Source organism: Streptomyces sp. B6B3 (assembly GCF_039871525.1).
GTDB lineage: Bacteria > Actinomycetota > Actinomycetes > Streptomycetales > Streptomycetaceae > Streptomyces.
Genome location: NZ_JBDPLU010000005.1, coordinates 316615 through 338480 on the forward strand (window position 1 = coordinate 316615; position 21866 = coordinate 338480).

At 71.7% G+C, this 21866-nt stretch carries 14 protein-coding genes; 3 read left to right on the forward strand and 11 right to left on the reverse strand.

All coding sequences use genetic code 11. The features are described 5' to 3' along the window. Positions 1–42: 42 nt before the first annotated feature. The 6 genes from trxB to ABGB06_RS13935 form a co-directional block, all read right to left on the reverse strand. Positions 43–1047 carry a thioredoxin-disulfide reductase gene (gene trxB, locus ABGB06_RS13910; protein WP_347588867.1) on the reverse strand — a complete coding sequence of 335 codons (1005 nt, stop codon included), beginning with the start codon at positions 1045–1047 and terminating at the stop codon, positions 43–45. A 106-nt stretch (positions 1048–1153) separates the two neighbouring features. Then, entirely contained in the window at positions 1154–1936 is a 783-nt protein-coding gene (locus ABGB06_RS13915) for a hypothetical protein (RefSeq protein WP_347588869.1), read from the reverse strand. After that, entirely contained in the window at positions 1933–2643 is a 711-nt protein-coding gene (gene sigM, locus ABGB06_RS13920; protein ID WP_347588871.1) for an RNA polymerase sigma factor SigM, read from the reverse strand. The genes ABGB06_RS13915 and sigM overlap by 4 nt, the downstream gene beginning before the upstream one ends. A 63-nt stretch (positions 2644–2706) precedes the next feature. Further along, positions 2707–4599: a serine/threonine protein kinase gene (locus tag ABGB06_RS13925; protein ID WP_347588873.1), complete on the reverse strand. Its 1893-nt coding sequence runs from the start codon at positions 4597–4599 to the stop codon at positions 2707–2709. 203 nt (positions 4600–4802) lie between these two features. Continuing rightward, complete coding sequence (gene murJ / locus ABGB06_RS13930; RefSeq protein ID WP_347588874.1) at positions 4803–7130, reverse strand: murein biosynthesis integral membrane protein MurJ; 2328 nt, start codon at positions 7128–7130, stop codon at positions 4803–4805. Positions 7131–7164: 34 nt separating this feature from the next. Next, a complete protein-coding gene (locus ABGB06_RS13935; protein ID WP_347588876.1) occupies positions 7165–9447 on the reverse strand; it encodes a DUF6049 family protein in 2283 nt (760 codons plus the stop codon). A 206-nt stretch (positions 9448–9653) separates the two neighbouring features. On the opposite strand from ABGB06_RS13935, the gene ABGB06_RS13940 reads away from it, so the two are divergent. Next, complete coding sequence (locus ABGB06_RS13940) at positions 9654–11165, forward strand: CCA tRNA nucleotidyltransferase (protein ID WP_347588878.1); 1512 nt, start codon at positions 9654–9656, stop codon at positions 11163–11165. Between the two features lie 13 nt (positions 11166–11178). Here the strand turns inward: ABGB06_RS13940 and ABGB06_RS13945 are convergent, their stop codons facing one another. The 3 genes from ABGB06_RS13945 to ABGB06_RS13955 form a co-directional block, all read right to left on the reverse strand. Further along, positions 11179–12525, reverse strand: a complete 1347-nt coding sequence (locus tag ABGB06_RS13945) for an MFS transporter (protein WP_347588880.1) — start codon at positions 12523–12525, stop codon at positions 11179–11181. Next, positions 12503–14002, reverse strand: a complete 1500-nt coding sequence (locus tag ABGB06_RS13950) for a glycosyltransferase 87 family protein (protein ID WP_347588882.1) — start codon at positions 14000–14002, stop codon at positions 12503–12505. Before ABGB06_RS13950 ends, ABGB06_RS13945 begins: the two co-directional genes overlap by 23 nt. A 127-nt stretch (positions 14003–14129) precedes the next feature. Then, positions 14130–16904 carry a transglycosylase domain-containing protein gene (locus ABGB06_RS13955; protein WP_347588884.1) on the reverse strand — a complete coding sequence of 925 codons (2775 nt, stop codon included), beginning with the start codon at positions 16902–16904 and terminating at the stop codon, positions 14130–14132. Positions 16905–17348: 444 nt separating this feature from the next. Here ABGB06_RS13955 and ABGB06_RS13960 point away from each other — a divergent pair, with 444 nt between their 5' ends. Together ABGB06_RS13960 and ABGB06_RS13965 are read left to right on the forward strand one after the other, a co-directional pair. Next, the gene (locus ABGB06_RS13960) at positions 17349–17984 is read left to right on the forward strand and encodes a PadR family transcriptional regulator (protein ID WP_347588886.1); all 636 of its coding nucleotides are present in this window, start codon (positions 17349–17351) and stop codon (positions 17982–17984) included. A 51-nt stretch (positions 17985–18035) separates the two neighbouring features. Then, on the forward strand, positions 18036–19118 hold the full coding sequence (locus ABGB06_RS13965) for an inositol-3-phosphate synthase (RefSeq protein WP_347588888.1): 1083 nt from the start codon (positions 18036–18038) through the stop codon (positions 19116–19118). A gap of 498 nt (positions 19119–19616) precedes the next feature. Here the strand turns inward: ABGB06_RS13965 and ABGB06_RS13970 are convergent, their stop codons facing one another. Beyond that, positions 19617–20648 carry an alanine racemase gene (locus tag ABGB06_RS13970; protein WP_347588890.1) on the reverse strand — a complete coding sequence of 344 codons (1032 nt, stop codon included), beginning with the start codon at positions 20646–20648 and terminating at the stop codon, positions 19617–19619. Positions 20649–20732: 84 nt separating this feature from the next. Next, positions 20733–21851 carry a peptidoglycan bridge formation glycyltransferase FemA/FemB family protein gene (locus tag ABGB06_RS13975; protein WP_347588892.1) on the reverse strand — a complete coding sequence of 373 codons (1119 nt, stop codon included), beginning with the start codon at positions 21849–21851 and terminating at the stop codon, positions 20733–20735. Positions 21852–21866: the final 15 nt, after the last annotated feature.

Consider the following 21866-nt stretch of genomic DNA (forward strand, 5'->3'; position numbering starts at 1 on the left):
AGCTCTCGCTGTGGGGGAGCTCCTGGTCTCTGGGTCTGGTGGTCAGACCTGGATGTCGGCCTGCACGTCGGCCTCGATGTCGGCCACCACCTCGGCCTGCGCGGCGGCGGCGTCGGACAGGGCGGCCAGGTACCGCTCGGCATCCAGTGCGGCGGCGCAGCCCGTGCCGGCCGCGGTGATCGCCTGGCGATATGTGTGGTCAACGACGTCACCGGCCGCGAAGACACCGGGGACCCTGGTGCGGGTCGACGGCGCGTCCACGCGGAGATAGCCGGCCTCGTCCAGGTCGAGCTGGTCGTGGAAGAGCTCGACGCGCGGGTCGTGGCCGATGGCGACGAAGAGCCCCGTCACCGGCAGCTCCGAGGACTCCCCGGTCGTGGTGGACCGGAGCGTCAGGCCGGAGAGCTTGCCGTTGGCCTCGTGGATCTCGGCCACCTCGCTGTCCCACCGGAACCTGATCTTGGGGTCGGCGAAGGCCCGCTCCTGCATCGCCTTGGAGGCACGCAGGGCGTCCCGACGGTGCACGATCGTGACCGTCCTGGCGAACCGGCTGAGGAAGGTGGCCTCCTCCATGGCCGTGTCGCCGCCGCCGATCACCGCGATGTCCTGGTCCCGGAAGAAGAACCCGTCACAGGTCGCGCAGTACGAGACGCCGCGGCCGGAGAGCTCGTCCTCACGAGGCAGCCCGAGCTTGCGGTGCTGGGAACCGGTGGCGACGATGATCGCCTTCGCCCGGTGCACCGTGCCGGCGGTGTCGGTGACCGTCTTGGTCTCGCTGGTGAGGTCCACCGAGACCACGTCGTCGGGGACCAGCTCCGCGCCGAACCGCTCGGCCTGGGCGCGCATCTGGTCCATGAGGTCGGGCCCCATGATGCCGTCCCGGAAACCGGGGAAGTTCTCCACCTCGGTCGTGTTCATCAGCGCGCCACCCGCGGTGACCGCTCCCTCGAAGATCAAGGGCTTCAGCGAGGCACGTGCGGTGTAGAGCGCTGCGGTGTAGCCCGCGGGTCCGGAGCCGATGATGATCACGTTGCGGACGTCGCTCACGAGTTCTTCCTTGTCTCGGGTGCCTGGCCCGGAGCCCCGGGTTGGGGTCCCAGTGCGGTAACGGATCCTAGGGTCCCAGACATTCCCGAGGGGGGTGCCACCCGGCTCACTCCCGCGGATAGCTCGCCTGAGCGAGGATTTCACCCCGCCCGGACGGCTCCGCGGTCACGCAGTCCGCGTCGATCATGTAGGCGTCCACCCATTCCGAGTCCGCCTCGTGCGGGAGCACCACGAGGTACGCCTCCTGCCCGCGGTAGGTCTCCTCTCCCGCGGCCAGGGGTGACTCCGCACGATCGATGGCGGAGCGCACACAGCCGGGCAGGCTGACCGCGCTCGCCTCGGACTCGGGCGACGAGGTGGTCGTGGTCGTCTCCTCGGTGTCGAAGGGCTCGGCGCTTTCGTCGACCCCGCTCTCAACGAGCAGCTGCCGTACCTGGCGCTCCAGCGGGTCGTCGGCGTCGCTTCCGGCGGCCTCGTCGCTGGCCCCGCGGTCCATCTCCACCTGGCCCTCGGCGTTGCTCCCGCCTCCGTCCGCGGTGTGCTGGGCCGAGTCCACGCCCTGGAGGATGGCCGCGCCGAGGCCCACGGCGACGAGGGCGCCGGCCGCGGCGAGCCCGAGCTGCGGCCCCCGTCGCTGTTTCACGTGAAACGGCGCCGGCGTCGCGGCCTCGGCCGCCAGTGCCGCGTCGATGCGGTCGGCGACGTCGCTCGGGATGGGGGTGCTGGGCACGGCACCGAGTTCCTCGCTGAGCACAGCGAGGTCGGACTCGATCTCCGCGCAGGTCGCGCAGCCCGCCAGGTGGTCGCGCAGCCGTTCCGCCTCGTCGGGCGGCAGTAGATCCGCGCCGAGGGCGGCGATCTCGGCGGGCTCGGGGTGGTGGTCCTTCATGAGCGTCCGCCTCCTTCCCGCGCCGCTCCGGTATCTCCGCTCTCCCTCGGGGATGGGACGGATGCTTCCGGCGACTGGTTCCTTACCTCGTCCTCCGGCTGCGGAGCGCGCGGGTGCAGATGGCGCACGAGCGGCAGCAGCCGGGCGCGACCGCGCGCGCAGCGGCTCTTGACGGTGCCGACGGGCACCTGGAGTATGCGGGCCGCCTCGGCGACGGGATACCCCTGCATGTCGACGAGGACCAGGGCGGCGCGCTGCTCCAGGGGCAGCTCGTCCAGGGCGACGCGCAGCTCGCGCCGCAGGTCCCCGCGCTCGGCGGGCGCGGCGGCGGACTCGTGGGGTTCCAGGAGGGTTTCCAGTCGTTCGGGCTCGGGCACGGGGGCGGCTCGGCGGCTCTTGGCCTTGCGGGCGCGGTCCAGACAGGCGTTGACCGTGATGCGGTGCAGCCAGGTGGTGACGGCGGCCTGACCGCGGAAGGTGTGGGCGGCCCGGTAGGCGGAGATGAGGGCGTCCTGGAGCGCGTCGGCCGCCTCCTCCCGGTCCCCGAGTGTCTTCAGAGCCACCGACCACAGCCGGTCGCGGTGACGGCGGACCAGCTCGGTGAAGGCGTCGGAACGGCCCGCGGCGTGGCTGCGAAGCAGCTCCTCGTCGGTGGCGTCGGCCGGATCGGCCGCGCCGGCGACCCAGTCTGGGCCCTTCTCGCCCACGACGGGCTCCTCCCTTTCCCCCGGCAGTCCGCTGTCCCGTGTCCGCTACGGCGCGTCGCGCGGTCAGCCGGACACGGAGATGCCGGTGATGCGGCCACGGTAGTTCGAGTCGCTGCCCATGGGGAGTTCGGTGAGCCAGACGAGAACGAACCGTGTCTCGATCGACTCCTCGGCCTGGAGGGAGAGGGACTCGCCGGTGCCCTGGTCGAGGATGGTGTAGCCGTCGACGTCGGTCGGCATCGCGGAGACGCCCGGGGCGGCGGCGCGGAACTCCACGCTGGTGTCGCCGATGGCCTCGACGTTCAGGGACCGCACGTTCCGCGGCTCGCCGAGGTCGAGCACGATGCCGAGTCCGGGCTTCAGGTTGGCGAAGCCGGGACCGAAGTAGTTCTCCGTGTGCCAGGACGTCTCGGGGTCGTCGTCGATGGCGTAGGACACGATGTCCTCGTTCTCGGAGCCGTCGCCGAGCGGATCGAAGGTGATCGCGGACTCGATGGGCAGGAACTGCGGGGCGGCGGGTGGGTGGTCCTGGTCGTTCTGCTCGGCGGGCGGAGGCGTGGACTCGACGCCGGAGGAGCTGTCGCCCTTCATGAGGGAGTCGGCGATCTGCCAGCTGCCGAGCCCGAGGGCGGCGATCAGCAGGGCGGAGACCCCCCACTTGAGCGCGGTGCCGGTGCGGCCGGGAAGGGTGGGCATCGTGCCCGAGCCGTTCGGCGCGGGGGTCACGCCGCCCGGGGCGCGGCCGCCCGACGGGAAGCCGGTGGCGCGGAAGGGGGCGACAGTGGTGGGCGTGGGTGCGGCGGGCGGGATGCGCGGCAGGCGGGAGAGCTCCTGGCTGAGCTCCTCCGCCGTGGTACAGGGCGGGTTCTGGCTGGCGGCGGTGGCGCCGTTGTTGATCAGCGCGCGCATGGCCAGGTCGGAGAGCCTCCGGTGGACGCCGGCCCGGACCTGTTCGGGCGCGGCCAGCACGTCCCTGGGCCCCGTGCCGAGGCCGGCGACGCCGTCGAGACCGTAGGCGCCCTCGGGATAGGGCCAGCGCTGCGTCAGGGCCGCGTAGAGGATGGCGCCGATGGCCTCGGTGTCGGCACGCTGCGGATCGGGTGCGGTGATGCCGCGCAGCGCGGTGTCCACCGCCAGACCGCGGATGCGGTACTGGTTGGGGCCGGTGCGGAGCACGGTCGCCGGGCTGAGCCGGAGATGGCAGAGCCCTTCGCGGTGGGCCGCGGCCATGGCCTCGGAGACCTGGCTCGCGAGGACCTGCGCCTCGTGCGCGTCCAGCGGGCCGCCCTGGAGCAGCGCGCTCAGCGGGACGGCGTCCGGGAGCCACTCGTGGATGACGTGGACCTGGTCGTTCTCCTCGACGGCGTCCAGCACCTGGACGAAGCGGGGGTCCCCGAGCAGTGCGGCGGCGCGGGCCGCGGAGAGCACCGCGGGCGCCCGCTCGTGGGTCGCCGGCAGCACATGGATGCCGACCGCACGGCGCAGCTTCTCGTCGACCGCGCGCCAGCTGCTGAATCCGTCCAGTCGAGTGATGCACTCCTCCAGCCGGTACCGCTTGGCGAGGCGGTGACCGCTGTGCAGCTCCGCCGGCGGGGGCGTCGGCGCGGGCGCCGCGGCGAGGTCCACGGTGGCCTCCCCCGGCCCCTCGGCGGCCTCGGACACGGCCTCGGAGGTGCTCCCCGGAGAAGCGTCCGGAGAGGCGTCCGGGGCGGCGTCGGAAGCACCGGGGACGGCCTTCTCGGGCGGCGCGGGGGTGGCCTCGGACCCGGGCCCCGGGTCGCCGGCGGCCGGCTCGCCCGGCTCGGCGAGCGGGGGCGGCCCCTCGACCGTGGGCTGGTCCTCGGCGGCGCCAGCGCGTTCGGTGTCCGGTCTCTCCGCCGCGGTCCGCGCCGGACCTTCGACCGATCCCTGCGCAGACTGGTGCGGCGGACTGGTCGCCGTGCTCCGTTCCGCCACCGTCGTTCCCGCCTCCCCATCGTGAGTGTCAGCTGGTGACCCCGGCTCGTGACGCGGTTCGTGAGGGGTCCCGAACTCCACTGCCAGAATCATTGTGCCGTTACTCCGTCACACTGCACGACATGTGGCCGTGGCCGGAGGTTGTACATCGTGGTGTGGGCGTTCTGTGGGGGTACTGGTCCCGTCGGGTTACCGAAGGGTGATCAGCGTCCCAGACGGGCCCTGACCATCCCGACCAACGTGGTGAGCTCCTCGATGCGCATCCGGCGGGCGGCCAGGTAGAAGACCACCAGCAGCACCAGGCCACCGCCGGCCAGTGCGGCCAGCGAGCCGACCAGTCCCTCGCCGAGCGCGTCGAGCACCGCGTAGCCGGCCGCGCCCCCGAGCAGGGCGGCGGGCAGGCTGGCCCCGGCCAGCCGGATGTAGGTGCGCACCACGCGGGCGCCGTCCAGGTCGGTGCGCATCCGCCGGCTCAGTCGGCGCCAGGCGACACCCACGCCGAGGGCGTAGGCGACGCCGTAGGAGGCGGCGATCCCGGCGACCACCCAGCGGTCGGGGAGGGCCAGGAAGCAGAGCCCGGAGAGCGCGACCCAGGCCACCGAGACGATGACGGTGTTGTAGAACGGCGTGCGCGTGTCCTCGTAGGCGTAGAACGCGCGCAGCACGACGTACTGGGCGGAGAACGGGATCAGTCCGACGCCGAAGGCCATCAGGATGTATCCGAAGGCTCGGGCGCCCTCCTCGCCGGCCGTGCCGAAGAGCAGCGTGCACAGCGGGATGCCCAGGGCCACGAAGGCGAAGGCGGCGGGCACGATGGCCACGGCGGAGGTGCGCAGGCCGTGCGAGAGGTCGTCGCGCACGGCCGCGGTGTCCCCGTCCGCGGCGGAGCGGGACAGCCGGGGGAGCAGGGCGGCCATCACCGAGACGGTGATGACGGCTTGGGGCAGCTGCCAGATGAGCAGGGCGCTGCTGTACGCGATGAAGCCGGTGCCGGGGTGGCCGGCGAGCTCGGCGTCCTTGCCGGCGGCGGTGGCGAGCTGCGTGATCACGACCAGTCCGGCCTGGTTGGCCAGCACGAACAGCACGGTCCACTTGGCCAGCCGGGCGGCCTTGCCCATGCCGTGGCCGCGCCAGTCGAAGCGCGGGCGGATGCGGAAGCCGGCGGCCCGCAGGTAGGGAATCATGGCCAGGGCCTGCACGGTCAGGCCGAGCAGGGTCCCGATGCCGAGGAGCTGGACGCCCTCGGCGGTGATGGTCGACGAGCTGACGCCCGAGGTGCGCTTGGTGCCGTAGACCCAGAGGAACATCCCGAAGGTGAAGATCACCACGATGTTGTTGAGGACCGGGGTCCACATCATGGGCCCGAAGCGTTCGCGGGCGTTGAGGATCTGGCCCAGCACCACGTGCACGCCCATGAAGAAGATGGTGGGCAGGCAGTAGCGGGCGAAGGTGATGGTGACCTCGTTGGCGTACCGGTCGCCGGCGATGGACGAGGACATGAGGTGGACCAGCAGCGGGGCGGCCAGGACGGCGGCGATCACCAGGGCGCCGAGGCTGACCATGACCAGCGTGAGCAGCCGGTTGGCGTAGGCGATGCCGCCGTCGGCGTCGTTCTTCATGGCCCGGACCAGCTGCGGCACGAACACGGAGTTCAGGCCGCCGCCGATGGTCAGGATGTAGATCATGTTCGGCAGGGCCCAGGCGACGGTGTACGTGTCGCCGAGCATCGCGGTGCCGAGGGCGGCGACGATGACCAGCTGCCGGACGAAGCCGGTGACCCGGGAGACCAGCGTGCCGGCCGCCATGACGGCGCTGGACCTGAGCAGGGAGGCGGCCCGGCCACGGCGTGGCTCGGCGGGTCCGGCCGGTCGGGGCGGCGGCTGCTCGGCGGGCGGGGCGGCCGGCTGTCCCACCGGCGCGGGCGCCGGGGCGGGCTGCTGGCGCGGGCTCGCCTGCTGGTCCCTGAAGAGGTGCGCGAAGGCGTCGTCCAGGCCCTGCCGGGGGTCCTCGGGGCCCGGGAGACGGGCGGAGGGCGGGGCCTCCCCGTACGCCGCCGGGTAACCGCCGGGCTGCGCCGGCCCCTGCGGCTGGGGGCGCTGTCCCTGGGGGTGGTGCGGCTGCTGGGGGTAGGACGACGGCGGATAGGACGACTGGGGGTACGAGGGCTGGGCGGGCGGCTGTCCGCCCAGCGGCTGCTGCGGGTGCTGCGCCTGCGGGTGCTGGCCGTGCGGGTGCTGCGCCTGCGGATACTGGCCCTGGGGGTACTGCGCCTGCGGATACTGCCCCTGGGGGTACTGGCCCTGCGGGTGGGGTGGCTGCTGGGCGGCCCAGGGGCCCTCGTCGTGCGGTGGCCGGGGCTGCCGCGGCGGGGGCGCGCCGCGCTCGCCGTAGCCGTCCCCCGGAGGGCCGCCGTCGGCGGGATGGCCCGGGCCTGCCGGATGAGGCGCGGGCACACCAGGATGCTCACGGCGCCCGGATGGGTCACCGCCACCCGGCGCCTGGCCGTGTTGACGGTCGTAGGGCGCTTGCATCGCTGCTCCACCTCAGGATTCGCGGCCGGTCGGCTCAGTCGTTGCCGTCCAGCTTCTCACTCTTCGACGAGGTCGAGGCGCTGTTCGCGGCGGTGTCGGCCGCGTCGTCACCCTCGTCGCGCTCGTCCGCCTCGGCGCCGTCCGCCGCGAGCGTACGAGCGGCCCGCTTGCGCTGGGTGTACATGCGGATACCCGCCAGCACCACCAGCAGAAGGCCGCCGGCGATCACCATCATCACGGTGGACGTGATGGAGTCGACACGGGCCTGGAACCGCATCGCCTCGCCGTACTGCTTGTCGTCCTCGGTGTAGAGCTGCGCCGACAGGGAGAACAGGCCGTTCGCGTTGGCGTCGGCGGTGAACTTGAAGGACTGGCTGTGCCCGCCGTTGACCGTGATCTCCTGCGGCTCGCTGACCTCCAGGCCCAGCGTGCGACTGGAGGTCAGCGTCAGGGTCAGGCCCTGCACGTCCTGGACCAGGTTGTTCTGCACCGTGACGGGGATGGTGGCGCTCCGCCCGGACAGGGTGATGGGGGACTTCTGGATGAGGTAGACCTGCTCGGTGAGGTCCTGCAGGTCGTCCTGCAGGTCCGTGCGATAGGTCTCGGCCTCCTCCTCGTTCCCGCGCCAGGAGGTGGACATCCCGCGGCGGATCGCGTTGCCGTAGGGGACCGTGACCCGGTCCTCCCTGGTGAGGATCTGGGCGAAGTCGTCGAGCGTGCGCTGGGTCTCCCGGATCGCCTGGAAGGCGCTGGTCGGCAGCTCCTGCTCGCGCAGCTCCTCCGGGTACTGCGCGGCGCTCGGCACGTCGCGGTTCGCTCCCGGGTCGGGCTCGGCCTCGGCCGCCTCCGACAGCTCGGCGAACTCCACCCAGTCGCCCTCGTCCCGGAGCGTTGTCAGGGCGGCCGCCATGGCCTCGGCCTGGGCGGTGGTGAACATCCGCTGCGGGGCCACCACGATGCTGCGCTCCGTGGCGGGCGCCTGCTGGGTGATCGACAGGGTCTGGGCCAGCAACTGCTGCTCCGCCAGCGAGGCGGCGCCGCCGCTGGTCATGTCGCCCTCGAACAGCGTGGAAAGCCGGGCGTCGGCGACGATCGCCGTGGTGTCGTCGCCGATGGGTCGCGCGGCGCTGGGCGTGTAGGTGAGGCCGTCGGCGGAGCGCCAGCTGTCGCTGCGGGCGATGATGTTGTTCGCACCGGCGGCGGTCGCCACGGACACGATGGACGGGTCGACGGCGCCCTCGACCGGCCAGGCGAAGTCCGTGCTGGGCTCGACCTCGAGCACGGTCTCGGTGGACCGGACGACCTCGGTGGCCGTCCGGAGCTGGTCCAGCGCGCCGAGGACGTCCTGCCCCTGGTCGTCCAGACCCTGGTGCGCCAGCGAGGCCAGGTCGGGGTCACCGAAGGGCAACGCGATGACCTCGCTGTCCTGCACCGCCTCGCGCAGCGCGAGCAGCCAGGCCCTGGCCTGGACCTGCCCATCGCCGGGGACCAGGTCGCCGTCCTTGGTGTAGACCTGGTAGTCCTCGGTCATGGCGTCCACCGAGGCGACCAGGTCCGGATCGATCACCCAGGTCACGGGCAGCTCGGCACCCAGGGCGACCATCTGGTACAGCTGGCCGCCGGGGGAGATGTCCTCCAGCAGCGAGTCGTCGCGGAAGGCCGGTGTCTGCTCCTCGTCGGAGCCCGTCTGGGCGGTCAGCCGGGTGGTCGAGATCAGCGGCCACAGCACGGTCAGCTGCGTCTGGGCGTCCCCCTCCCCCGCGCCTGCGGGCTGCCAGGGCAGCAGGGTCCGGCCGGCGCCCAGGATCATGTCCCAGCGCTCGGCCTCGGTCTGCCCGGTCAGCGTCACCCCGATCTGGTAGACGCCGGGGTCGCCGAGGGCGAACTCGGAGAGCGGCACCTCGAGGGAGAACGTCCGGGACATGCCGGGTGCGATGGTGTCGATCTCCTGGCTGTGGGAGCTGATGATCCCACCGTCCAGGGTGTTGTCGAAGCCGGTGCGGGACACCGCCTCGTCGATGGCGCTGCGGCTGGTGAGCGGCGTGGCCTCACGGGCCGCGACGGAGCTGTTGATGATGGGCGAGTCGCCCTCGTTGGTGATGGTGCCCCGGAGGGTGAGCTCGTCCCCCTCCTCCGGCACGGCGGGGCCGACCTCGGTGACCGAGACGGTCGCGGTGCGGTGCTCGTCCGTCTCCGCGGCCTGCGCCTCGTCCGGCAGTAGTCCCGCCCCGGTGAGGAGGGGGAAGGCGACCACCAGCGTCAGCAGTCCGCCGCACCGGCGGCGCCAGTTCTCTCGGGCGCGGGACGTCTCCGTCACCTGTGCCACACCTCAGCCCTTGTTCCTTCGTCCGACCTGCGGCGCTACGTCCGCCAGACCAAATCCGCTGACAATCCGCCGACATGGTAACGACGATCGACGGGCGGTAGTGCCGGGTCCCTGGCACAGCGGGGACGGGAGATGGGGAGGAACGGCAACGACCGGGCCACGTACCCTGTGCTGTTGTGCCGAACGACAGGAATGCCATGTCCCCCCGTTCCGCCGCCGCCGACCTGGGGCCGGTGCAGCGGCGTGCCGTGACCGAGCTGCTGCGGGTCTCCCCCCTCGCCGACGATCTCGCCGAGCGCTTCGAGCGTGCCGGCTTCTCGCTCGCCCTGGTGGGCGGCTCGGTACGGGACGCGCTGCTCGGCCGGCTGGGCAACGATCTGGACTTCACCACGGACGCCCGGCCGCAGGACGTGCTGAAGATCGTGCGGTCGTGGGCGGACGCGGTCTGGGAGGTCGGCATCGCCTTCGGCACGGTGGGCTGCCGCAAGCGCGCGGGGGAGCGGGACTTCCAGCTGGAGATCACCACCTACCGTTCCGAGGCGTACGACCGGGACTCGCGCAAGCCGGAGGTGGCGTACGGCGACTCGCTCCTCGACGACCTGGTCCGCCGCGACTTCTCGGTCAACGCCATGGCCGTGGCCCTGCCGCGCAAGGAGTTCGTGGATCCCCACGGCGGGCTCGCCGATCTGGCCCGGCGGGTGCTGCGCACCCCCGGCACGCCGGAGGCGTCGTTCTCCGACGATCCGCTGCGCATGCTGCGGGCGGCCCGCTTCGCGGCGCAGCTCGACTTCACGGTGGCGGACGAGGTGCAGGCCGCGATGACGGCCATGGCCGACCGGATCGACATCGTCTCCGCGGAGCGGGTCAGGGACGAGCTGAACAAGCTCGTCCTCAGCGACCGCCCGCGCCGGGGGATCACGCTGCTCGTCGAGACCGGCCTGGCCGAGCGGGTGCTGCCCGAGGTGCCCGCGCTGCGGCTGGAGCGGGACGAGCACCACCGCCACAAGGACGTCTACGAGCACAGCCTGACCGTGCTGGAGCAGGCGATGGCCCTGGAGGACGGCGGGCCCGACCTGGTGCTGCGGCTGGCCGCGCTGCTGCACGACATCGGCAAGCCCCGGACGCGGCGGTTCGAGAAGGACGGGCGGGTCTCCTTCCACCACCACGAGGTGGTCGGGGCGAAGATGGCGCGACAGCGGATGCTCAAGCTCAAGTACCCCAACGAGATCACCCGGGACGTGGTCCGCCTGATCGAGCTGCATCTGCGCTTCCACGGCTACGGGACCGGCGAGTGGACCGACTCGGCCGTGCGCCGCTATGTGCGGGACGCGGGGCCGCTGCTGGACCGGCTGCACCGGTTGACCCGCTCCGACTGCACGACCCGCAACAAGCGGAAGGCGCAGGCGCTGTCCCGCGCCTACGACGGCCTGGAGGAGCGGATCGCCCGGCTGAAGGAGCAGGAGGAGCTGGACTCGATCCGCCCCGACCTGAACGGCAACGACATCATGCGGATCCTCGACATCGGGCCGGGGCCGCGGGTGGGGCAGGCGTACCGGCACCTGCTGGAGGTGCGGCTGGAGCAGGGCCCGCTGGACCAGGAGGCCGCGGTCGAGGAGCTCCAGAAGTGGTGGGCCGAGCACGGCGCCGACACTGGGAACGCCGGAGGCGGTCGCTTCCGGCGCCGCCCCGGCGACCGCGAAACGCTCTAGGCGCGCTGTCCCCCTAGGGCGTGTCCGCGGCCGGGTGGAGCGTTTCACGTGAAACCGCGTGCCGCCGCAGACGTTCCACGGCGACGGCGGTGGCCGCGTAGAGCAGGGCGACGCCGAGCACCAGTGTCGGGGACCGGCCGTCCGCGGGGAGCACCAGCGCCGCGAGGCCGGCGGCTGACACGAACGCGATGTTGTAGAGCATGTCGTAGAGGGAGAACACGCGGCCGCGATAGGCGTCGTCGACCGACGACTGGATCTCGGTGTCGGTGACGATCTTGGCGCCCTGGGAGACGAGGCCGAGGACGAACGCCGCGATCAGCATGGGGACGGGCCGGAAGAAGAGGCCCAGGGCCGGCAGTATCACGGCGGCCGTCGCGGCGCAGAGGGCGAACCAGCCCAGCCGTCCCGTGCGGGCGATGGCCCAGGGAGTGACCAGGGTGGCGGCGAAGAATCCGGCGCCGGAGGCGGCGACGACGGCGCCGAGCAGCGCGACGCCCTCGTCCGTGTCGCCGTCGCCCCAGGCGTACCGGGCCAGCATGAGGACGGTGACCAGCAGGGCGCCGTAGCAGAGGCGGGTGGTGGCCATGGCGGCGAGGGTCCAGGTGGCTCGCCGCCGCCGGGTCAGGTGCCTGAGCCCGGCGACGAGGCCGCGGGCCGTGCCGGCCACGGCGCTGGTGAGGTGATCGACGACCTCCTGCGGGTCCGGACCGAGCAGCCCGCGGGCCATGCGCAGCGCGGCGAGACCGGTGAGCAGGTAGACGGCGGCGGCGAGGGCCACGGCGAGGGCGTCCTCGGTGCCCTGGGTGCGCGGCAGCAGCTGGGCCACGACGGCCGTGGCGGCGCCGACGCTGGCGGCGAGCGTGCCGGCGGTCGGCGACAGGGCGTTGGCCACGACCAGGCGTTCGCCGTCCACCACGCGCGGCAGCGACGCGGAGAGGCCGGCCAGCACGAAGCGATTGACGGCCGTGACCGCCAGCGCGCAGAGATAGAAGAGCCAGTCGGGCGCGTCCCCGAGGACCAGGAGGCAGGTGAGGGTGGCGAGCGCGGTGCGCAGCAGACTGCCGTGGACGAGCACCTGCCGGCGGCTCATCCGGTCCAGCAGCACTCCGGCGAACGGGCCCAGCAGGGAGTAGGGCAGCAGCAGCACGGCCATGGCCGCCGCGATGTCGCCGGGCGTGGTCTGCTCCTCGGGGGCGAAGACCACGTAGGTGGCCAACCCGACCTGGAAGAGCCCGTCGGCGAACTGGGAGAGCAGCCGGACCGTCAGCAGTCGCCGGAAGTCGCGGAAGCGCAGCAGCGCCCGCAGGTCGGCAACGGGGGCGGGCCGCCCGGCGGCGTCACGTTTCACGTGAAACGTCACGAGGCGAGGGCGGGCCGGGGTGCTCGGGCACGCCCCATTCCACGTAGGGGTGGCTGTTCGGCACGGCGGTGGGTGGCGCCGGCCGGAGTGCGAAGGCGTCCGGGGCGCCGTCCAACACTCCTCCTCCCGGGTCGTCGGAGCCGTCGCGGCGCACCAGGTCGTGCTCGGGTCGCAGCACGTCGCGGACGATCAGGGCGCAGAGGTACAGCGTCCCCGCCAGGTGCACCAGGATGGCGAGGTGGTAGCCGCCGGGCGGGAGGCCCTGTCCGTCGGTGCCGGAATGGGCGAGGTACATCCAGATGGCGACGAAGTAGAGGACCTCGCAGGACTGCCAGACGAGGAAGTCCCGCCAGCGTGGCCGCGCCAGGACGGCCAACGGGATCAGCCACAGGACGTACTGCGGCGAGTAGACCTTGTTGGTCACGATGAACAACGCGACGACCAGGAAGGCGAGTTGGGCGAGCCGTGGGCGGCGCGGGGCGAGCAGGGCGAGCGCCGCGATGCCGAGGCAGCCGCCCAACACCAGCGCCATGGCAAGGGTGTTGACCCGGTCCGGCTCCAGCGTGAGGTCGGTGCGATGGGCCAGCACCAGCCAGAAGGAGCCGAAGTCCACCCCACGGTCCTTGCTGAAGGTGTAGAACTCCGACCAGCCGCGCCACGCCGCCACCATGATCGGCAGGTTGACCGCGAGCCAGGCGCCGACCGTGCCGGCGGTCACCTGGCCGAAGGCCCGCCAGCGGCCGGCCCGCCAGCACAGCACGAAGATCGGGCCGAGCATCAGCACGGGATAGAACTTCGCGGCCGTGGCCAGGCCCAGCAGCACGCCGGCCGCCAGCGGCCGGGACCGCGACCACATCAGCAGGGCGGCGCAGCTCAGCGCGACGGCCAGCAGGTCCCAGTTGATGGTGGCGGTCAGGGCCAGCGCCGGGGCCAGGGCGAACAGCAGGCCGTCCCAGGGGCGGGTGCGGTGGATCCGGGTGACGCAGACGGCGGCGATCACCGCGCAGGCCATCAGCATCCCGGAGTTGACCAGCCAGTAGATCTGGGCCGGGTGGGGATCGGCGGCGTCCTGGGGGGTGAACCAGGCGGCGACCTCCATGAACAGCCCGGTCAGCACCGGGTATTCGAGGTACTCCTTGTCGCCGGACAGTTCGGCGGGGATGCGGTCGAAGTACGGCGTGAGGCCCTCGGCGAAGCCCCTGCCGCCGTAGAGGTGCGGGATGTCGGAGTAACAGGCGTGGGTGTGCTGGGCGGCGGGCCCGTAGAACCAGCCGCCGTCGTAGCAGGGCAGCTTCTGCACCATGCCGAGGGCGAACATCCCGATGGCGAGGAGCGCCACGATCCGCACGGGCGTCCACCAGCCGCCGCCCGACACCGCCCGCCGCCCGGCGGGGCCGCCAATCAGCTCGCTGCCGGCGGCGGCCACCTCGTCCTGGGTGGTGGGACGCACGGTGGCTCGGGCGTTCGGATGCACCATGGCCCCCATCTTGCCGTACGGGTCGGCGGCGGGTGGGTCCCGCCGCCGACGAACGCCGGAGGGGCGGTGGCGTGCTCACACGCCACCGCCCCTCCGCGGTCGAGGTCACCCCGTCGGGGTGCCGGGATCAGCCGCTGTCCGAGCCGTCGCCCCGTCCCCAGATGGCCCCGGAGTCTCCGGAATCGCCCTCCGTGGCGCCCTGGTCGGTGCCGACGTCGGTGCCCTCGTCGGTGCCCTCGTCCGTGCCCTCGTCGGTGCCCGCGTCCGTACCCTCGTCGGTGCCGCCGTCCGTGCCGCCCGCGTCCGAGCCGCCGGCGGTGCACTCCAGGTCCCACGGCTCGCAGGTCTCGGTGGGGTCGGGCTCGGTGGGCGTCGGATCGGGCTCGGTGGGCGTCGGGTCGGGGTCGGGGGTCTCCTCGGGGTCGGGGGTCTCCTCGGGATCCGGCGTGTCCTCGACCGGCAGGTCCGGCAGCGGAGCGCTGGCTCCGGGGCCGTAGTACATCTCGTTGATGTCCGGGACGTCGCGGAACTCCTCGGGATCGTCGCCGGCGGTGGCCTCACCCATGAAGGCGACCCAGACGTCCAGCGGCAACGAACCGCCGTTGACCCGACCGCCCACCAGGTCGCCGGTGCCGTACATCGACATGAACTCCGGAGTCTCGCCCTCCGGAATGTCGTCCGAGTCGGGGAGGCGCCACATGCCGATCGCGGTGGAGAGCTCCTTGGTGTAGCCGACGTACCAGGCGCTCTTGTTCTCGTCCGTGGTGCCGGTCTTGCCCGCCGACGGGATGCCGATCTCCTGGGCTCCCTGGCCGCTGCCTTCGTCGCCCTCGACGACGCCGACGAGGGCCTCGGTCACGGTGTCCGCCACGTCAGAATCGAAGACCTGTTCGGTCTTGCTGAGCTCGGGGTCGTCGTCGTGCTCCCACGCGAAGTTCGTGCCGCTGTTCTCGACGCTCTCCACCGAGTACGGATCGGCCTGCTCGCCGGAGGCGGCGAAGGTGCTGTAGGCCGACGCCATCCGGATCGGTCCCGGGGTGGAGACGCCGAGGGCGAAGGACGGCACGGTGTCGTCGTGCGGGCCGAGGCTCGGCTCCAGTAGCCCCGCCTTGACGGCCGCTTCCGCCACGGTGTCAGGACCGACGTCCATGCCGAGCTGGACCATGGGGGAGTTGGCCGACACCTCGATGGCCTCTCTGAGGCTGATCTGTGGGTAGCTGCCGCCCTCGAAGTTCGCCTGCTCCCAGGTGAACTCCTCGCCGGTCTCCGGATCCTCGCCGACCCAGGTGGAGCCGTCGTAGTTCTTGATCTCCAGCCCGTCCGTGCCGACGTACTCGCTGTCCAGGGAGATCTGCGTCCGGTCGTCGTGGTCTTGGTCGGCGTCCTTCTCGGGGTCCCGCACGCCTTCACTCAGCGCCGCCGCGAGCACGAACGGCTTGAACGTCGAGCCGACCTGGGCGCCCGGGCTGTTGGCGTTGTTGACGTAGTGCTCCAGGTAGTCCTCGCCGCCGTAGATCGCGACGATCGCGCCGTCGCCCGGGACCACCGAGGCGCCGCCGAACTGGACGAACTCGTCCTCCTCCCGGTTCTCCGGGTCGAGGTTGTCCTCGCTGACCTGCTCGACGGCGGCCTGCATCTGGTTGACCAGGCCCTCGTTGAACGTCGTCGTGATGTGGTACCCGCCGCGGGCGAGCTCCTCCTCGCTGACGATGTCGTTCAGGGTCAGGTAGTTGTTGGCCAGCTCGACCAGGTACCCGATCTGCCCGGCCTTCTCCTGGGGCGGAGTCAGCGGGTTCGGCATCGGGAAGCCCTCGTTGACGATCTCGTCCCGCTGCGCGGCCGTCAGCGGGTCGCCCCCGTTCAACGAGCCGACCTCGACCATCCGGTCCAGCACCCAGGACCACCGGTCCTCGGCGCGCTGCTGGATGGTCTCGTTCGGCTCGTCGCCGCCGGCGACGAAGGGGTCGTAGTCGCCGGCGCCCTTGAGCACCGCCGACATGTACGCGCACTCGCTGACGCTCAGGTCGGCCGCGTCCTTGCCGTAGTACGCCTGGGCCGCGGCCTGGATGCCGTAGGTCTGGCCGCGCCCGAAGTACGAGGTGTTGAAGTACCCCTCGAGGATGTCCTCCTTGGTCTGCGTGGCGCCCACCTTCACCGACAGCAGCAGCTCCCTGGCCTTCCGGCTGAGCGTCTGGTCCGCCGTCAGGTAGGTGTTCTTCACGTACTGCTGGGTGATGGTCGAGCCCGACTGCACGTCGCCGCCGCGCGCCATGTTCAGCACGGCGCGGCCGATGCCGATCGGGTCGATACCCGAGTCCTCCCAGAAGGTGGCGTTCTCGGCGGCGACCACGGCGTCCTGGCAGGCCGACGGGATGTTGGCGAGCTCGACGTTCTGCCGGTTCAGCCCGCCGTCGCCGCCCTCCGTGTACATCTGGTCGCCGTTGGCCCAGTAGTAGACGTTGCTCTGGGAGAGCGCCAGCTCGTTCTCGTCCGGGATGTCGATCATCGCGTAGGCGATGCCGACCAGGCCGATCAGCGAGCCCAGGAACATCAGGGTGGTGCCCATCACCTGCTTCCAGGACGGCACCCAGCGTCGCAGACCGTGATAGCCCGAACGCGGATAGTCGATGAAGCGCTTCCGCTTCACCGGCGCCGCCCGGCGCCGCCGGCCACCGCCGACGGCGGAGCCGACGCCCTCGGCGGCGCTCGCCGCGCGGCGGCGCCCGCCGCGCTGCATGGCCCGCCGGGCCTCGGCACGGCTGCCGTAGGGCCGCTCCGAGGCCGCCCCCGGCGGAGGTGCCGGGGGCGGCGGAGGACCGGAGTGCGAAGCGGCGCGCCTGCCGGACGGCGGCGCTGCGCGGCGGCCGCGTGACTGCGGCGGCTTGCGGCGGTGCTCGCTCATGGGACAGCTACTCCTCGGACAGACACGGCACGCTGCTGTCGGCAGGTGATTCTGCTGGCTTCCAGTCCCCCGGCGCACGCCCGCTCCCCCGATACGGCTGCGGGCATACGGCACCTGGAACGAAGACGACCACAGGCGTCACGTGGTTCCCGGCGGCGGCGTTCTGCACGGGCCCAGACTACGCATCGGCAAAGCGCCATCTTTCTTGGAGTAGCGGTTATTTGGTGCATATCGCAGGGGTCGAGGTGGGAAAAGTGGCCCGTGCTTGCCGGAACGGCCGAGCGCCCTCTATCGTGGAGATGTATCGAGGCGATACATCGAGCCGTTGCATCGGACTGTTGCATTGAGACGATGCATTGGGGCGATGCATCGCCCCAATGCATCCAAGCGACACACCGTACGGGACGGACCACGAGAACGGATGGGAACGGAGGTGACCCCCTGATGAGCCGACGCTCCGGGGTCCTGGAGTTCGCCGTTCTCGGCCTGCTGCGCGAGTCCCCGATGCACGGGTACGAGCTGCGGAAGCGGCTCAACACCTCGCTCGGCGTCTTCCGCGCCTTCAGCTACGGATCGCTCTATCCGTGCCTGAAGGAACTGGTACGCCAGGGATGGCTGGCCGAGGAGACCGGGAGCGGCGCCGAGGACTCCAGGGCCCCGTTGGCCGGCCGGCGGGCCCGTATCGTCTACCGGCTCACCGCCGAGGGCAAGGAGCGCTTCGAGGAGCTGCTCGACCAGACCGGCCCCGACGCCTGGGAGGACGAGCACTTCGGCGTGCGCTTCGCCTTCTTCGGCCAGACCTCCCGCGACGTGCGGATGCGGGTCCTGGAAGGGCGCCGCAGCCGGCTGGAGGAGCGGCTGGCCAAGATGCGCGCCTCACTGGCCCGCACCCGAGAAAAGCTGGACACCTACACCCTCGAACTGCAGCGCCACGGCATGGAGTCCGTGGAACGCGAGGTCCGCTGGCTCAACGAGCTCATCGAGAGCGAGCGGGAAGGGCGCGATCGAAACGATCAACGAGGACGGGGCGCCACGCCCGAACGCGACGAGCGATCACCGTCCGACGAGAACGACAACTGACCACCCCGCGAGACCAGCGGGGTCTTGCCGAGAACACAGGGAGCAACCGGAATGGGTTCGGTTCGCGTAGCCATCGCCGGCGTGGGCAACTGCGCCGCATCGCTGGTCCAGGGCGTCGAGTACTACAAGGACGCCACCCCGGACAGCCGGGTCCCGGGTCTGATGCACGTACAGTTCGGCGACTACCACGTCTCGGACATCGAGTTCGTGGCGGCCTTCGACGTCGACGCCAAGAAGGTGGGCATCGACCTCTCCGACGCCATCGGCGCCAGCGAGAACAACACCATCAAGATCTGTGACGTGCCTCCCACCGGCGTGACCGTGCAGCGGGGCGAGACCCACGACGGCCTGGGCAAGTACTACCGCGAGACCATCGTGGAGTCGGACGAGCGTCCGGTCGACATCGTGGCGGCCCTGCGCGAGTCCCGCGCCGACGTCCTCGTCTGCTACATGCCGGTCGGCTCCGAGGACGCCGCCAAGTACTACGCCCAGTGCGCCCTCGACGCCGGTGTCGCCTTCGTCAACGCGCTGCCCGTCTTCATCGCCGGTACGAAGGAGTGGGCGGACAAGTTCACCGCCGCCGGCGTGCCGATCGTCGGGGACGACATCAAGTCCCAGGTCGGCGCGACCATCACGCACCGGGTGCTGGCCAAGCTGTTCGAGGACCGCGGCGTCGTCCTGGACCGCACCATGCAGCTGAACGTCGGCGGCAACATGGACTTCAAGAACATGCTGGAGCGCGACCGGCTGGAGTCCAAGAAGATCTCCAAGACGCAGGCGGTCACCTCGCAGATCCCCGACCGGGACCTGGGCGAGAAGAACGTGCACATCGGCCCGTCCGACTACGTGCAGTGGCTGGACGACCGCAAGTGGGCGTACGTCCGGCTGGAGGGCCGCGCCTTCGGCGACGTGCCGCTGAGCCTGGAGTACAAGCTGGAGGTCTGGGACTCGCCGAACTCCGCGGGCGTGATCATCGACGCGCTGCGCGCGGCGAAGATCGCCAAGGACCGCGGCATCGGCGGCCCGATCCTGTCGGCCTCCTCGTACTTCATGAAGTCGCCGCCGGTGCAGTACTTCGACGACGAGGCCAGGGAGAGCGTGGAGAAGTTCATCCGCGGCGAGATCGAGAGCTAGGCGCTGAGCGCTTGCCCGCGCGGAGCCCGCGGCCGGCGAGCGCGCCCGGCACGAGACCTCGGTCGGCACCGCGGTCGACGAACGCGCAACGCCGCCGCCGGGGTGCCGCACCGGGCATCCGGCGCGGCCCTCCGGGGTGTCGCCGGCCGGGCCAAGCAACCGCCGCGGTCAGCGGCGCGTCGCGGCCGGGAGTAACGGCATCGAGGCCTGGGCGCGGTCACCCGGGGCGTTGTGTCGGAGGCGGTCGCATGGAGGGCTCGGGCGGCAGCGTGGGGCGTTTCGCGCGGGCACCGCGGCCGTCCTGAGTGGTCGCTTCGTGAGGGCTGGCGGGGCCGTGTGGGGCTGGGTGTGGCCGGCCTGGGCGCCGTACCGGCGAACGGACGCCGACGGGGGCGCCGCCCAGGCACTTCGCGCCGCGAGAGACGTCACGGGCCGCCCGCATCACCGACATCGGTGGCGCGGGCGGCCCGTTCGGGTCGTGTGTGGACCGTGGGGGACTCAGCCGTCCACCAGGCGGTCCACCTGCGTCGTCGTGTGCCGCAGGATCGCCTGGAGCTCGTCGCCCACCTTCGGCCCGCGGGCCTCCGCCGGGACGAACAGGATCGACACCTGCATGTGCGGCGGCTCGGCGAACCACCGCTGCTTGCCGTCCCAGACGAACGGCGAGAGGTTGCGGTTCACGGTCGCCAGCCCCGCCCGCGCCATCCCCTTGGCCCGCGAGGTCATCCCGTGCAGCGCCTTCGGCGCCTCCAGGCCAACCCCGTGCGAGGTGCCGCCGGCCACGACGGCCAGCCAGCCGTCCCCCGGCGCCTTCTGCTGCCGGTACCCGAACCGGTCGCCCTTCGCCACCGGCGTCACGTCGAGCACCGCGCCGCGGTACTGCGTCGCCGCGTGGTCCCCCAGCCAGAGCCGGGTGCCGATCCGCGCCCGGAACCGGGTCTGCGGGAACTGCTGCCGGAGCCGCGCGAGCTCCTCCGAGGTCAGGTGGCTGACGAACATCGTGTCCAGCGGCAGCCGGGCGGCCCGCAGCCGGTCCATCCAGCCGATGACCTCCTCCACCGCGTCCGTGCCGTCGGTGCGGTCCAGCGGCAGGTGAATGGCGAAGCCCTCCAGACGCACGTCGTCCAGCGCGGCCTGCAGCTTCCCCAGGTCCCGCGGCGTCACCCCGTGCCGCTTCATCGAGCTCATCACCTCGACGATCACCCGGGACCCGACCAGCCCGTACACGCCGTCGACCGAGGACGCGGTGCGGATCACCCGGTCGGGCAGCGGCACCGGCTCCTCGCCCCGCCGGTAGGGCGTCAGCACGAGCAGGTCGCCGCCGAAGCGGTCCTTCATCGGCGCCGCCTCGTACGTCGTGCCCACCGCGAGGATGTCGCACCCCAGCAGCGTGGTCTCCTCGGAGAGCCGGTCGTGGCCGAACCCGTAGCCGTTGCCCTTACACACCGGCACCAGATCGGGGAAGTCAGCCAGGACCGCCCGCTGGTGCGCCCGCCAGCGTTCGGTGTCGACGTAAAGGGTGAGCGCCATGGCCGGGGAGACCCTCTCTGTGTCGTGCTGGGTTGTGCTGTGCCCTGCTGTTGCGGATGTTGTGCTGGTCGGCCGCCGCGTCCGTCAGCGACGCGACATGTAGATGTCCAGCGCCTTGTGGAGCAGCTTGTTGAGCGGGAAGTCCCACTCGCCGAGATACTCCGCCGCCTCGCCGCCCGTGCCCACCTTGAACTGGATCAGGCCGAAGAGATGGTCGCTCTCCTCCAGCGAGTCGCCGATGCCTCGCAGGTCGTACACGTCCGCGCCCATCGCGTGGGCGTCACACAGCATGCGCCACTGCATGGCGTTCGACGGCCGCACCTCCCGTTTGTGATTGGCGGACGCACCGTACGAATACCACACGTGGCCACCCACGATCAGCATGGTCGCCGCCGCCACCGCCTCCCCCTCGTGGGTGGCGAAGTAGAGCCGCATCCGGTCCGGGTCCTCCTCGTTCAGGACCCGCCACATGCGCTGGAAGTAGGCCAGGGGGCGCGGACGGAACTTGTCGCGCTCCGCCGTGGTCTCGTACAACGCCTGCCACGTCGGGAGGTCGTCGTAGGCCCCTCGCACCACCTCGACGCCGGCCTTCTCCGCCTTCTTGATGTTCCGGCGCCACAGCTGGTTGAAGCCCTTGTGCACCTCGTCCAACGTCCGGCCGCGGAGCGGGATCTGGAAGACGTAGCGCGGCTGCACGTCCCCGAAGCCGGCCCCGCCGTCCTCGCCCTGCTGCCAGCCCATCCGCCGCAGCTGGTCCGCCACCTCGAACGCCTTCGGCTCCAGGAAGGTGGCCTCCACGTTCCGCAGCCGCTTCGCCTCCTGGCTCTGGATCCCGGCCTTGACCGCCGCCGCGTTCCAGCGCCTGATGATCACCGGCGGCCCCATCTTCACCGAGAACGCGCCCTGCTTCTTCAGATGCGCCAGCATCGGCTTGAGCCACTCGTCCAGGTTCGGGGCGAACCAGTTGATCACCGGACCCTCCGGCAGGTACGCCAGGTACCGCTTCACCTTGGGCAACTGCCGGTACAGCACCAGCCCGGCGCCGACCTGGCGCTCCGAGAGGTCGAACCAGCCGAGCGACTCCGTGCGCCACTCCGCCTTGACGTCACCCCAGGCCGGCACCTGCATGTGGCTGGCCGAGGGCAGCGAGCGGATGTACGCCAGGTGCTGCTCACGGCTGATGGTCCTCAGGGTCAGGCTCATTCGGGGCGCTCCTCC